A 12,956-nucleotide genomic window follows, 5' to 3' on the forward strand; every position below is an offset into this window, starting at 1 on the left:
AGCGGACGGGGGTGATCACGATCTTGGCGTGGGTGTGGACAGGGGGCGGTGGGGCGCGCACGCTTCGGTCAAGGGGGTGGTGGGGATGAGTTTCGGTGTGCTTGGGGATCTGAACTGGGTTGCGGTGGTGGTGGGGGCGGTGGTGTATTTCGGGGTTGGCGGGTTGTGGTACTCACCTGTTGCCTTTGGCAAGCAGTGGCAGGAGGCGATCGGGTGGACCGAGGCGGATGCGGCGCAGGCGACGCCGGCGAAGATGTACGTCGTGCCGGCGGTGACCTGTCTGTTGTCGACGATCGGGTTGGCGATGGTGTCAGAGGCAACCAGCACCGATACGTTCGGCGAGGGCGTCGTACTGGGGCTGGTGGTGGGTGTTCTGGTTGTCGCGCCCGCTCTGTTCGTCACCGGGTTCTTCGATCCGCGCAAGCCCAAACCGCAGACCTGGATCGGCATCACGGCCGGCTATCACATCGTCAGCCTGCTGATCGTTGCGGTGATCCTGGCCCTGTGGACCTAAGCGCGCTGCTCAGCCGGTGAGGGCGGTGACGCCCAGGTGGCCGGTGATGGAGGCGTAGCGTTCGGCGTAGAGGGTGGTGCAGCGGGAGGAGGCGCAGCCGGCGCCGGCGAAGGTGATGCCACGGATGGTGGCGCCGGTGGAGCCGGAGCGGGTGTAGACGGGGCCGCCGGAGTCGCCGCCGATGATGGCGATCTGGCCGCCGCGGGTGGCGCGGATGACGTAGGTGGTGCAGCCGTCGGTGTCGCAGTACTTCGCTGACGTGGAGCGGACCGTGATGCCGCACAGCGACGTACTGAAGCTGCCGGATTGGCAGACGACTGTGCCGACGCCGGGGTCGCCGCCGCCCTTGACTGTGCGGGTGTTGGCGGTGTCACCGGGGCCGTCGGTCCAGATCTTCGCGCCGTACGTGCTGCCGGTGAGCAGGGCCTGGTCGTAGTCGGGGTAGTTCGTCCGCACCGAGGTGGTGCCGTAGTAGTGCGAGCCCGACTTCCACAGGGTCCCCACGCCGCCGCAGTGTCCGGCGGTCACGGATCCGCGCTGGCCGTTGGAACGCCGTACGACGGAGAAGCCGGCGGTGCAGTTCTTCAGAGCCGACGTGATCCGGGCGCCGCCCCAGTGGCCGCCCTTCGGGGTGTCGTTGAGACGGGACGTCCGCGCTAGCGAACTCTCCACCAGGCGTACGCCGGACAGACCGCGCAGACCCTCCAACGACGCGGCCGACGTGGTGGCCTTGTCGTATTCGACCACGATGTCCTCGCTGACCGGGTCGAGGTCGGCGGCGAACGTCGTACGGGCCGCGTCGCCGGACCAGGAGCGGGCGCCGACCGAGTTCCAGGCGTCCGCAATCTCACGAGCCGTCCGGCAACTGCGTTCGATGCCGACCATCTGCTTGCCGGCGGCGGGGACGTTCCGGGCCATCGCGGCCTCGTACCGACGCGAGTCCAGCACCGAGCCGTCGACCACGACCTTGTATCCGGTCGAGGCCGAACCGACGACGCCGATCACGCCCTGGCTCAACCCGTAGGGCAGGCCGGACGTCGGCCGACCGGTCGCGTCCAACGGTTCGAGGGACCGTACGGCGATGCTGACGCCTTCGCCGAGGGCCTCGCCGAGCGGGCGTGGATCCGACGCCGACGTCGGCTGCGCCAACCGCTGGGACTGCACCGAGTTCGCACTCGGCTGAGCGTGCGAGCACACCGCCCCAGGAGCGGAAGGCGCAGCCACGGATGCCGTGAGGCCGGCCGCGAAGAGTGACACTGAGCCGAGAGTGAGCAGCGGGACGGTAACTGAGAGTCGCACGGAGCTCCCCAAATCGGTGGACGGCCTCATACATCGTCCGGTCAGGGACTTCGCTCAGTCAATAGCCGATCACCGTCAGCGAGCAGATTTGACTACCCTGCGCGAGCGTAACTCGCAAGTTCACGCCCGTCGGCGGCGAAGAACTTCAGCGTGTCGGTGTCGAGCGTGATCCGCTTGGCGCCCTGCAGTACGGCGGTGTGCGGCACGTTGTCGCAGCCGATCAACCGCTGCGGCCCGACCTTGGCGGTGAACTCGCCGCGCTGGCCGATCGTGTACGTCCCGCTCAGTCCGTTGCAGCCGTCCGAGCCGGTCCACGTCCCGTCCGCGCGGAACTCGAGCACCGGGTCATCGGGCCGCTCTGCCTTCAGCGACTTGAGCCCGGCCATCTGGACCGGCTGCCACGTCCCGGCCACGGTCTCGGCCGACGGCGGTGCCTGGACCGATGTCGACGCGGCAGGGGTCTCACCGCCGGCGACCGGCGTCTGCACGGGGGCGTTCCGGCCGCCCAGGCTGAACCCGACGACAGCGACAGCAGCGACCGCCACGGCCGCGGCCCCGGAGACGATCCAGGTACGACGCTGGGCCTGGCGCGCACCCGTCGTCGCCCGCTCGGTCAGGCCGGTGGCCGGCGGCACGGAGGCCGCAGCGCGGTCGAAGGTTCCGCGCAGGTCATCTTCGAGATCGGTGTTGCTCACGACAACCTCTCATCACACATGGTGGGACTGCCTGGTCTTGCGCAGGGTGGCTAGCGCCCTGCTGGCGGTCGCCCGGACGGTGGACTGCTTGACGCCGAGCACATCGGCGATCGTGCGGTCGTCGAGGTCCTGGTAGTAGCGCAGGACCAGTACGACCCTCTCTCTGGCCGACAACTCAGCGAGTGCTCGCCAGAGATCGTCGGAGTTCACGACATCGGTGGCGGGATCGGGCACCGTGTGCTGCGGTTCGATCTCGGCCGTCGGTGCCTCGGTGAACGATCGCCGCCGCGTCATCGACAGGTACTCGTTGACCAGGATCCGCCGGACGTAATGGTGCGGATCGTCTGCCTTCCGGACCTTCCGCCACGACCGGAACGCCTGCATCAACGCGATCTGGGCCAGATCTTCCGCTCGCTGATAGTCGCCGGAAACGGTGAAACCGAGCCGCACCAGTTCCTGTCCACGCGCGGACACGTACTCCTCGAACTCCACTCGCCACTCCCAGGCTGGGCGTACAACACCTCACACCTATTAGACGCATCGAGTCGCCCAGGTGCTGCAACCAATCACACACAGTTGAGTCTCAGCCCAGCAGAAACGCGCGCACCTCGTCCCGCCCACGCGGGTCCCGCTGCACACTGTGCCCACTCCCTGGTACGACGACCAGCCGCGCCGATCGCGCATGCGCCTGCTCCCAGCGCGCCCACTCGACCGGACAGAACAGGTCGTTGCTGCCGTGCAGAATCAGCGTCCGCGGCAGCAACTCGGTAGCAGCCGGGTACGTCGACATCCGCGCAGCCGGCCACCGCAGACACCCGTCCACGATCAACTGCTGACGTGCGGTCCGTACGTCGTACGGATGCAGGCGCTTCGGGTCCAGCCGTCGTACGGCGGTCTCCAGAGCGCCAACAGCTCCGCCGGACCAGGGGATGCGCAGGTCCGAGCAGAGTGTGGCGAGGTGCAGTCCGGCGGACAGTTCGTCGTACCGGGCGCCTCTGCTGCTCACTGTCTGGAGGAACTCCTTCAGGCGCGCGTCGTCGCCGTTGCGGGCGGCATAGAGGATCGCCGGGATGCCCTTCAGCGACGGGTTGACCGAGTTGAGGCTGGAGATCGCCAGGCTCTCCATCAGGTCTGTGCCGTCGACCGAACCCTGCTGCACCAACCACGCCAGGTCCGCGACCGGGTCCGTCGCACATGCGGGGTCCTGGCGGCAGGCTGCCGTGAGTACGCCGCTCGTTGCGGCCATCAGGTCGACGCCGAACGGGTCGAAGCCCTTGTGCGGGACCACTGAGTCCAGCACCAGCGACGAGACCCGGTCCGGGTACTTCAGCCCGTACTGCGCCGCCGTGAAGCTCCCGTACGACGTCCCGTCCAGCGTCAGCCGGTCGACGCCCAGGTGCCGGCGTAGCAACTCGATGTCTTCGACCGTGTCAGGTGTGCCGTAGTGCCCGAGGCCAGGGCCGATCCGCTGAGCACAGTCCTCGACCGTCCCGGCCGGCGCGGTCAGGAAGTCCGAACCGCCAACAGCTGTTTGCAGCGAAGGGCAGTTGATACCTGACGAACCGGTACCGCGCTGGTCGAACATGACGAGCCTGTACTCGCGCAGCACGTCAGGGTGCAGGTTGTTGCGGACACGCGGCAGCAGTGGGACACCTGGCTGGCCAGGGCCACCGGTGAGCATCAGCAGGACCCCACGTGGTGCGTCCACGTTGTCCGCTGCGGCTACTGCCAGCTCCAGCGTCTGACCGTCCACGCCGAGCGGCACGCGGAGCGTCGTACAGGTGAAGCCCTCAACACAGGGCGCAGAGGACTCCGGTGATGAGCAGGCTGTGCAGACGAGCAGCAGGGCGCACAGCAACCGGAACAGTCGCACGCTGCAGCTTCCACCATCTGGTGGCAAGGCCGCCACCTGCCTTGCGGGTCGACCCCAGGGAGGGGACCCGCAAGGCAGGCGCGGGTTGACCCAGTCCGGACGGCTTCGGGGGGCGCATCCGGCGCAGGGTCAGCGCAGGCCGAGCGACTTGATCAGCTCGGGTGACACCTGGCGTGGAGCCGGCAGTTCGCCGGGCTTGCCCTGACCCTCCAGGGAGGTCGCCACCAGTCGGCGGCAGCCGAAGGTCTCCACGGTGTAGGAGAGAACGCCGCGGTCGTTGTCGGTGAACCGCAGCACATAGGTGGGGCCGAGCTCCTGGGTGCAGTAGGTCGGCTTCTTGGCGGCAGGCTTCGGAGCGTTCACCAGGGCGAACAGGTCCGCGGCCTGCTTGCTGTTCCGTTTGGTGCTGACGGTGGCGTAGGCCTGCCCGGACGCCTTGGCGTCGTACTGGCAGATCGCCACGCTGACCGGCTGGAACAGCGACTTGGCCGCGCCTTTGCCCCAGACGACTTTGTCGGTGGCTGCGCGCACTGCCGCGATGGTGTCGGGGCAGTCCATGCTCGGGGTACCGCTGGGGGTGGGCGGCGAAGGGGTGGTCGGGGTATCCGTGGGCTGGGCGGCGGGCGGGGACGTGGCGCTCTCGTTACCGCAGGCGGCGGCAACTCCGAGCACAGCCACGACGAGCGTCGCACCGATCAGGCCCCGTGTCCGTAATGCACTCACGACTCGGTCCTTCCGGGTTGGCAAGGTCATCAATGATGCTCGACGGGAGTCTCGTCCGGCGTGCCAGAAGCATCACGGCGGCGCGTCGTTCCGGTCACGCCGCCGGATCGTGTGGCAACCGACGCGCAGCTGTAACGTGCACGCGCTGTTCTGCCCTGATTACGATGATGTGCCGTGGGCCGGAAGAAGAACGACGAGGTGACGGCGCAGCGCGAACGCGACGAGTGGCAGCTCGGCATCGACTGGGCCCGCTGGCTGATGGCCGGGCGCAGTCCGCAGCCCCTCAGCATGTACGGCCTCGTCCTCGAACAGGGCGAGGTCGCCTACGTCAACACCCCGGCGCACTACGCCCGCTTGTACGGCGGCAGCGGTCGCTACACGCACAACAGCGGACTGTTCATTGGCAAACCGGGTGTCGTGCTCGGACTGATGGCGGCGAACGCAGCGGTCAACGCGAGCCGGAAGGCCGCGGCCAAACGGGACATGCAGTTGATGTGGCGCGACCTGCAGGAAGTCCCGACAGTGGCGACGAACTACCGGCTGCTCTGCATGCTGCCGCAGCGTGGCTGGCTGAGCTTCTACTACAGCGCCGTACAGGAGTTCTACCCCGATCCGGCGAACTGGACGATCACGTTCGGTTTCCAGAACGCGGAGCCGTTGCGGCTGGCCGGACTGGCGACGCCGACGCTGTCAGTGCTGACCGCGTGGTGCGTGCTCGGAAACGACCGCTGGCAAGGCGAACCGGGGATCGCACCGCTGATCGAGGCCGCGACCGGGCCACAGTTGGCGCCGGGAGTCGTGCGGGGAGAACTGGATACCGGAGAGCCGCGGCGACTCGGTAATCTGGAGCCATGACGAGCCCGTACGAGGACGACGAGCCGCTGCTGCCCGAGCAGACCCGCGACGACGACCCGCGGACCTGGGGCGACAACGATTTCGGCAGCGACGACGACGAGCGCATCCTCCGCGAGGTCCCCCCGCACCACGAGTAAGCACCGCGCTCACACAGGGGGATGGGGATGGAGCTTCGGGGGTTCGCGGACGAGCACGCGCGCCAGGTCGCCGGCTGGGCCAGCACGGCGCAGGAGGTCGGGCTGCTCTGTGGTCGGGTGGAGTATCCGTTTCCCGAGGAGCTGACCGGGAGCTGGCGCAAGGTCGACCCTGACATCCAGTCGTACCTGTTCTTCGACGGCGAAAGTCCGGTCGGGTACGGCGAGCTGTGGCTCGACGACGACGAGGACGAGGTCGAGCTGGCCCGGCTCATCGTGGATCCGGCCGTGCGGGGGAGAGGAATCGGCGCAGGTCTGGTCCGCGCCCTGCTGAAACCGGCGATCGAAGCCGGCCACCCGGACATCTTCCTGCGAGTACGACCGGACAACGCGGTCGCGATCAAGACCTATCTGAGTGCTGGCTTCGTGGACGTCTCCCAACAGGAGATGGACGAGTGGAACGCCGGCCAGCCGTTGGCGTATCGCTGGATGCGCTACCGCAGCAGCTAGAAAACGTTCGCCTAAACATAGCTCCGGCTTGCGAGGCCGACAACGCCTCGTGGATGGCGTGTGCCCAAAAACAGGACTGTTGACGGTTCGCTGACCTCCGCTCTAGCGTAGATAGCGCTTTCTATCCTGAGCTTGATCGGAGTACCGCCCGTGACCGATCGCCCGGTGGCGTTGTTCGCCCTCGCCGCGGAGCACTGGCCGCTGCTGTTCCCGCCGACGGTCCGGCAGCGGCTCGGCGAGCTCGCCGACATCGACACCGACCTGGTCGTCGACAGCTTCGACGATCCGCGGGTGGCCGGCCGGCTCGACGACCTCGAGGTGCTCGTCACCGGCTGGGGTTGCCCCCCGCTGGACGAGGAGTTCCTCGCCCGAGCACCGAAGCTCCGCGCCGTACTGCACGCCGCCGGCAGCGTGAAAGGTCACGTGAGCACCGCGGTCTGGGAGCGCGGCATCGTCGTGTCGTCGGCCGCGGCGGCGAACGCGATCCCGGTCGCGGAGTACGCGCTCGGCACGATCCTGCTGGCCGGCAAGGGTGTCTTCGCGCTTCGCGAGCACTATCGCGGTGGTCGATCGTTCACCCTCGCCTACATTCATCCCGAGGTGGGGAACTACGGCCGCCGGGTCGGCATCATCGGTGCGTCCCGGATCGGCCGGCAGGTGATCGAACTGCTCCGGCCGTTCGACTTCGAGATCTGTCTCTACGACCCGTACGCCGAGGACGTCGGCGTACCGCGGGTCAGCCTGCCGGAGTTGCTCGCGTCCAGCGACATCGTCAGCGTGCACGCGCCGTCGACTCCGGAGACGCACCACATGATCGACCGGGCCGGCCTTGCTCTGCTCCCGGACGGCGCTGTCCTGATCAACACGGCGCGCGGTGAACTGGTCGACACCGAGGCGCTGATCGGCGAGCTGCGCAGTGGGCGGATCTCCGCCGTACTCGATGTCACCGATCCCGAACCGCTGCAGCCGAACTCGGAGCTGTTCGACCTGCCGAATGTATTCATCACGCCGCATATCGCGGGATCGCACGGCAACGAGCTCGCCCGGCTGGGCATGTCGGCGGCGAACGAACTGGAGCGGCTGGTGACCGGCCGGCCGCTGCTGCACGAGGTCACGCTCGCCGACCTGGACCGGGTGGCGTGACCATGATCGAGCCACGCATAGACAACGTTTGCCACGACGCTCTTTCGTTCTTGACAGGGCTAAGTGCCAAAGCTATGTTTCCCGCACTGGAAAGCGCTTTCTATCCGAATGAGGGGATCTCGCGATGAGTACCCGATCCAGTGGCCGCCGGCGGTGGGTGACGCTGCGGGGCAGCCTGTGGCTGAGCGTCCTGGCGCTGCCGGCGGTCGCGTTCTTCCTGGTGTTCAGCTACGCACCGATGGCGGGCCTGGTGGTCGCCTTCAAGGAGTTCGACATCAGCCGGGGCATCTTCGGCAGCCCGTGGAACGGCCTGGACAACTTCCGCTACTTCTTCAGCTCCGGTGACGCGAAGCGGATCCTGGTCAACACCCTGCTGCTGAACACGCTCTTCCTCGCCGCCACGCTGGCGGCCGGCGTCACGCTCGCGATCATGCTGAACGAGATCCGCGGCCGGTTCTTCAAGCGCGCGGCCCAGTCGACGATCTTCTTCCCGTACTTCGTCTCGCCGGTCGTGATCGCGATCATGCTGCAGGTGCTGCTGTCCGGTCCGCAGGGTTCGGGCGGCCTGGTCAACGACACCCTCGGCGGCTTCGGGCTGCCGACCCCCAACTGGTACAGCGAACCCGGTCCCTGGCCGTGGATCCTCACCGTGGTGAAGGTCTGGCAGCTGGGCGGGTACATGAGCATCATCTTCCTGGCCGCGATCACCTCGATTCCCGAGGAGGTCTACGAGGCCGGGCAGATCGACGGCGCGAGCCGGGCGCAGATGGCGTTCCGGATCACCCTGCCGCTGCTGAAGCCGACCGCCGCGGTGCTGCTGGTGCTCGGCGTCGGCCGGATCTTCTACGGCGACTTCGGCACCATCTACGCGATCATCGGCGACAACGGCACGCTCTTCCCGACCACCGACGTGATCGACACCTATGTGTTCCGCTCGCTCCGCCAGATCGGCGACTTCGGTACGACGGCAGCAGTCGGCCTGTTCCAGTCGGTCGTCGGCTTCGTCCTGGTGACGACCGCGGTCCTGGTGCAGCGCCGGTACTCGAAGGAGACGAGCCTGCTATGACCGCGATGACCTCGAGCGTTGCCAAGGTGACCAGCCGGACGACGGCGAAGAAGCGCCGTACCAAGCTGGAGCCTTTCACCATCGTCAGCCTGATCGGCGTCGGCCTGTTCATGGTGCTCTGTGCGGTGCCGTTCTGGATGATCCTGTCCGGTTCGTTCACCGACGAGCAGAAGCTGGCCACCACCGGCTACAGCCTGCTGCCCAAGCCGTTCTCGACCGCGTCGTACGAGATGATCTTCACCGGTCCGACCGTGCTGAGCGCCTACACCGCGAGTGTTTTCATCACAGTCGTCGGTACGGCGCTCGCACTCGCCTTCACGTCCGGACTCAGTTGGGTGATCGCTCGCCGGTTGCCCTACGTCAGCCGGCCGCTGGCGATCTTCGCCTACATCCCGATGCTGTTCACCGGCGGCCTGGTTCCGCTGTACCTGCTCGTCACGCAGTACCTGAAACTGCAGAACACCTACTTCGCGGTGATCCTGCCGCTGCTGATCGCGCCGTTCCTGGTGTTCATCCAGGTCAGCGCCTTCCGGCAGTTGCCCGAGGAGATCATGGAGTCGGCCCGGATCGACGGCGCGAGCGAGATGCAGATCTTCTTCCGGATCGGGCTGCCGCTGTCCAAGCCGATCCTCGCGGTGGTCGGCCTGTTCTACGCCGTGCACTACTGGAACGAATGGTTCACGGCCCTGCTGTTCATCTCCGAGACCGACAAGTACCCCCTTCCGCTCCTGCTCCAGAACCTCGTCTCGAACGTGTCGTTCTCGCAGATGCTGCCCACGTCCAGCGGGCAGTCCACGCCGGTCTATCAGCTCCGGCTGGCTCTGACGGTCGTCACCATCGGCCCGATCCTGCTCGCCTACCCCTTCGCGCAGCGCTATTTCGTCAAGGGCATCACCTTGGGCGCCACCAAGGGCTGAGCCCAGCCATTCCGTCCTTTTTCTGGAGGCATCGTGCCCGCCAACCAACTCTCCCGGCGTGGTTTCCTGGCCGCGACCGGCGGCCTGTCCATCGGGGCCATGCTCGGGCTCAGCGGCTGCGGCGACTCGTCGCAGTCCGGCGACAAATCGTCCGGTGGTGACACCCTCGCGTTGCTGCTGCCCGGCGACGTACCGAAGGGCTGGGAGACGATCCTTGCCGAGGTCAACAAGAAGCTGAAGACCGACCTCGGCTTCACCATCGCCCCGCAGTTCATCGCCTGGTCGAACTACCAGCAGCAGTCGCTGCTGAAGTTCACCGCCGGCGAAAGCTTCGACACCGCCCTGCAGGCCCGCTGGCTGAACATGGTCCAGCTGGTCGGCAGCAAGTCGGTGGTCGCGGTCGACGAGCTGATCGCCAAGTACCCGAACCTGAGTAAGACCCTGGCCCCGCAGTTGATCGAGCAGAACAAGTGGTCGGGCAAGCTCTACGGCATCCCGCAGGTGAACTCGGCCGCCCGGCTGCATCACTTCACCATCCGGCAGGACCTGGCCGAGAAGCTCGGTCTCGGCGACATCACCACGTTCGACCAGCTGGAGAAGTACTGGTACGACGTGAAGCAGAAGGAGAAGATCACGCCGGTCGGGATCAACTCCAACATGCCCGACCTGCTGGTCGCGTTCGCGCCGGTCGGCTGGCTGAACCAGCACGACTGGGAGAACCCGCACGTCAGCGTGCAGTTCTTCAGCGGCGGTTCGTTCCCGTTCTACCTGGCCCAGGATGGCAAGACGACCGGGTCGTCCAACCCGATCCCGTTCTGGGAGGCGCCGGGGGTGATCGACGCGCTGCGGAAGGTCCGCAAGTACTACCAGGACGGCATCATCAACAAGGACGCGCTGAACGTCGACTCGAACGCGATCAAGACCCAGTTCGAATCCGGCCGGATCGCTACCCGGTGGGCGATGACCGACGGACTCTCCTCCCAGTCGCTGACGCCGTTGCGCAAGGCCGTCCCGTCCGCTCAGCTGGCGAACGTCGTACCACTGGGTGGTGGCAAGAGTGCCAAGCCGAACCAGACCTTCCAGGCCGACAACTTCGTCGTACTGAACGTCAAGGGCCGCAGCAACGAGCGGGCCATGCAGCTCGAGGACTGGGTCTCGATCAAGGAGAACCACGACCTGATCAGTTACGGCGTCGAGGGCAAGGACTGGAAGCCGGTCGGCACCGACCGGTTCGAGCAACTGTCGGCGTACAGCTTCCCCGGGTTCGCACTGTGCTGGCGGCAGTCGCTGGAGAAGAAGATCAAGGACATCACCCCGACCGAGAACGAGTGGTTCGACTGGGCCCAGGACTACGACAACTTCACTGTCGACCCGTACGCCTCCTTTGTCCCCGACGTGACGCCGGTGAAGCGGGAGGACAGCCAGATCACCGCGGCGATGACGCAGTACGGCAACCCGCTGTGGATCGGTGCGGTCGACGTCGACAAGGGTCTGGACCAGCTGAAGAAGGCGGTCGAGAAGGCCGGGTTGAGCAAGCTGCAGGCCGAGATGGCCAAGCAGGCCGACGCGTACCTCAAGGGTCAGTAGGGCCTGGCCGATGGCCGCGCGATCGAAACTGGCGGTCGTCGCCCGGGAGGCCGGCGTCTCGGTGTCCACGGTGTCGAAGGTGCTGCGCGCCTACCCGGATGTCGCGCCGGCCACCCGGGCCCGGGTGCGGGACGTACTGCGACAGCGTGGGTACTCCGGTGACGTGAGCGCAGCCGGTCACCGGCCGGCTGCGCTGGTCGACGTCGTCCTGGCCAGTCCGGCTCCGGCTGGCGCGGTGCTGAACTCCTTCGACGTGGAGGCACGCCGAACCGGCCTGTCGGTCGTGGTGACGACAGTGGTCCCGGATCGACCGGTGCCGCGGCACTGGCTCGACCAGGTGTCGGCTCGGGGGACTCGAGGTGTTGTCGGTGTGCTGGTGGACTTCACTCAGGCGCAACTCGGGTACCTCGCGGCGCACGACGTACCGCTGGTGCTGATTGCTCCGCCGGGCCGGACACCTCAGAACGTGCCGACTATTGCTCTTGGCAACGACCTCGGCGAGACGGCCCGCCGGGTGCTGGCGACGCTAGTCCAGGCGGGCTACTGAATCGCGGACGACCACGTGGGTCTTCAGTGTGACCTGGAGGCCGGGCCAGTCGTCGCGTTGGTGGTCCTCGTCGGCGGCGACCTTGGCGGCCGTGCGGCCGAGTTCCTCGTACGGGACGTGGACCGAGGTCATCCTTGGACGAAGATCCTGGGCTAGTTCGATGTCGTCGTACCCGACGATGGAGATGTCGTTCGGCACGCTCAGACCGGCCTCGTTGACCGCGGCGTACACGCCGGCGGCCATCACGTCGGTCGCGGCGAACACCGCGGTGAAGTCCCGCTTCCCGGCCAGGCGCCTCTTGGTGAGCTGATATCCCGAGGCGCGGGTGAACACACCGTGCTCGACCAGTGAGGGGTCGAACTCCACACCGAAGGTGGCCAGGGCGCGACGGTAGCCGTCCAGCCGGCCCAGGCTTGTCGTGTGTCGCTCTTCGCCACCCAGGAACAGGATGCGCCGATGTCCTTGGGACAGCACGTGGCTGATGATCGAGTACGCGCCTTCTTCGTTGTCGTATCCGATGACCGCTGCCGGTACGCCGGTTGGGAGCGGTGGGCGGCCACAGAGCACGAGCAGTGAACCCGCTGCACGCAAGGAATACGCGAGCTCGGTCATCTGCTCTTCGTAGTCGTCGGCATCTGCGACACCACCGATGAGGACGACCGCACCGGCGCGTTGCTCGCGCATCAGGCGGACGATGGCGAGCTCTCGTTCCCGGTCGCCTTGCGTGGTCCCGATCAGACAGAGCCAGCCGAGTCGGGCGGCCTCCTGCTCGACGCCGTGGGCTGCCTCGGCGAACGACGGTCCGCGTACGTCGGCCAGCACGAAGGCGATCGTCTTGGTCTGTACGCCGGCCAGGGCCCGGGCGTGTGTGTTGGCGACGTAGTTGAGTTCGCGGATCGAGCGCAGTACGCGTTGCCGGGCTGAGCGGGAGACCGGGTAGTTCCCGGCGAGGACGCGGGAGACAGTCGCCGGTGAGACTCCGGCGTGGGTCGCGACATCGCCTAGCGTCGCCGCGGACTTGCGGCGGGACACCGCGCCGTCGTCGGCTGTCCGCGGAGTGCGTGCCATCGAATGTCCCCTCCTGGTCGGCGGG

General features: G+C 67.1%; 15 protein-coding genes. 9 read left to right on the forward strand and 6 right to left on the reverse strand.

Going from position 1 to position 12,956, the window contains the following annotated elements:
* Positions 1 to 85 precede the first annotated feature (85 nt).
* Positions 86 to 514 (forward strand): DUF1761 domain-containing protein, encoded by a 429-nt coding sequence (locus V9K99_RS19380; protein WP_337001022.1) that lies wholly within the window; start codon positions 86 to 88, stop codon positions 512 to 514.
* Between the two features lie 9 nt (positions 515 to 523).
* Here the strand turns inward: V9K99_RS19380 and V9K99_RS19385 are convergent, their stop codons facing one another.
* The 5 genes from V9K99_RS19385 to V9K99_RS19405 form a co-directional block, all read right to left on the reverse strand.
* Entirely contained in the window at positions 524 to 1,813 is a 1,290-nt protein-coding gene (locus tag V9K99_RS19385; protein WP_337001024.1) for a hypothetical protein, read from the reverse strand.
* Positions 1,814 to 1,905: 92 nt separating this feature from the next.
* Positions 1,906 to 2,508, reverse strand: a complete 603-nt coding sequence (locus V9K99_RS19390; protein WP_337001026.1) for an META domain-containing protein — start codon at positions 2,506 to 2,508, stop codon at positions 1,906 to 1,908.
* A 12-nt stretch (positions 2,509 to 2,520) separates the two neighbouring features.
* A complete protein-coding gene (locus V9K99_RS19395) occupies positions 2,521 to 3,000 on the reverse strand; it encodes a SigE family RNA polymerase sigma factor (RefSeq protein WP_337001028.1) in 480 nt (159 codons plus the stop codon).
* A gap of 91 nt (positions 3,001 to 3,091) precedes the next feature.
* Positions 3,092 to 4,381 (reverse strand): alpha/beta hydrolase, encoded by a 1,290-nt coding sequence (locus V9K99_RS19400; protein ID WP_337001030.1) that lies wholly within the window; start codon positions 4,379 to 4,381, stop codon positions 3,092 to 3,094.
* 129 nt (positions 4,382 to 4,510) lie between these two features.
* On the reverse strand, positions 4,511 to 5,104 hold the full coding sequence (locus V9K99_RS19405; RefSeq protein WP_337001032.1) for a hypothetical protein: 594 nt from the start codon (positions 5,102 to 5,104) through the stop codon (positions 4,511 to 4,513).
* A 174-nt stretch (positions 5,105 to 5,278) separates the two neighbouring features.
* Between V9K99_RS19405 and V9K99_RS19410 the strand changes: the two genes are divergently transcribed.
* The 8 genes from V9K99_RS19410 to V9K99_RS19445 all read left to right on the forward strand — a co-directional run bounded on the left by V9K99_RS19410 (position 5,279) and on the right by V9K99_RS19445 (position 11,863).
* Positions 5,279 to 5,959, forward strand: a complete 681-nt coding sequence (locus V9K99_RS19410; RefSeq protein ID WP_337001034.1) for a hypothetical protein — start codon at positions 5,279 to 5,281, stop codon at positions 5,957 to 5,959.
* Positions 5,956 to 6,096 (forward strand): hypothetical protein, encoded by a 141-nt coding sequence (locus tag V9K99_RS19415; RefSeq protein WP_337001036.1) that lies wholly within the window; start codon positions 5,956 to 5,958, stop codon positions 6,094 to 6,096. Before V9K99_RS19410 ends, V9K99_RS19415 begins: the two co-directional genes overlap by 4 nt.
* Before the next feature lie 27 nt (positions 6,097 to 6,123).
* Positions 6,124 to 6,603, forward strand: a complete 480-nt coding sequence (locus V9K99_RS19420) for a GNAT family N-acetyltransferase (RefSeq protein ID WP_337001038.1) — start codon at positions 6,124 to 6,126, stop codon at positions 6,601 to 6,603.
* A gap of 150 nt (positions 6,604 to 6,753) precedes the next feature.
* Complete coding sequence (locus tag V9K99_RS19425) at positions 6,754 to 7,746, forward strand: hydroxyacid dehydrogenase (RefSeq protein WP_337001040.1); 993 nt, start codon at positions 6,754 to 6,756, stop codon at positions 7,744 to 7,746.
* A gap of 124 nt (positions 7,747 to 7,870) precedes the next feature.
* Entirely contained in the window at positions 7,871 to 8,812 is a 942-nt protein-coding gene (locus V9K99_RS19430; RefSeq protein ID WP_337001042.1) for an ABC transporter permease, read from the forward strand.
* Complete coding sequence (locus tag V9K99_RS19435; protein ID WP_337001044.1) at positions 8,809 to 9,729, forward strand: carbohydrate ABC transporter permease; 921 nt, start codon at positions 8,809 to 8,811, stop codon at positions 9,727 to 9,729. Before V9K99_RS19430 ends, V9K99_RS19435 begins: the two co-directional genes overlap by 4 nt.
* Positions 9,730 to 9,762: 33 nt before the next feature.
* Positions 9,763 to 11,316, forward strand: coding sequence for a DUF3502 domain-containing protein (locus tag V9K99_RS19440; RefSeq protein WP_337001046.1), 1,554 nt, complete (start codon positions 9,763 to 9,765; stop codon positions 11,314 to 11,316).
* A 10-nt stretch (positions 11,317 to 11,326) separates the two neighbouring features.
* Positions 11,327 to 11,863: a LacI family DNA-binding transcriptional regulator gene (locus tag V9K99_RS19445; protein WP_337001048.1), complete on the forward strand. Its 537-nt coding sequence runs from the start codon at positions 11,327 to 11,329 to the stop codon at positions 11,861 to 11,863.
* On the opposite strand, the gene V9K99_RS19450 is transcribed toward V9K99_RS19445, so the two are convergent.
* On the reverse strand, positions 11,843 to 12,931 hold the full coding sequence (locus V9K99_RS19450) for a LacI family DNA-binding transcriptional regulator (protein WP_337001050.1): 1,089 nt from the start codon (positions 12,929 to 12,931) through the stop codon (positions 11,843 to 11,845). The genes V9K99_RS19445 and V9K99_RS19450 overlap by 21 nt on opposite strands.
* Between the last annotated feature and the right edge of the window lie 25 nt (positions 12,932 to 12,956).

The organism is Kribbella sp. CCNWLW201 (assembly GCF_037203805.1).
Classification (GTDB): domain Bacteria; phylum Actinomycetota; class Actinomycetes; order Propionibacteriales; family Kribbellaceae; genus Kribbella.

Bases quoted from the DNA above. Each gene is read 5' to 3' on its own strand.
- V9K99_RS19380 (WP_337001022.1), top strand. From the start codon at position 86: ATGAGTTTCGGTGTGCTTGGGGATCTGAACTGGGTTGCGGTGGTGGTG.
- V9K99_RS19415 (WP_337001036.1), top strand. From the start codon at position 5,956: ATGACGAGCCCGTACGAGGACGACGAGCCGCTGCTGCCCGAGCAGACC.
- V9K99_RS19420 (WP_337001038.1), top strand. From the start codon at position 6,124: ATGGAGCTTCGGGGGTTCGCGGACGAGCACGCGCGCCAGGTCGCCGGC.
- V9K99_RS19430 (WP_337001042.1), top strand. From the start codon at position 7,871: ATGAGTACCCGATCCAGTGGCCGCCGGCGGTGGGTGACGCTGCGGGGC.
- V9K99_RS19435 (WP_337001044.1), top strand. From the start codon at position 8,809: ATGACCGCGATGACCTCGAGCGTTGCCAAGGTGACCAGCCGGACGACG.
- V9K99_RS19445 (WP_337001048.1), top strand. From the start codon at position 11,327: ATGGCCGCGCGATCGAAACTGGCGGTCGTCGCCCGGGAGGCCGGCGTC.
- V9K99_RS19450 (WP_337001050.1), bottom strand. From the start codon at position 12,931: ATGGCACGCACTCCGCGGACAGCCGACGACGGCGCGGTGTCCCGCCGC.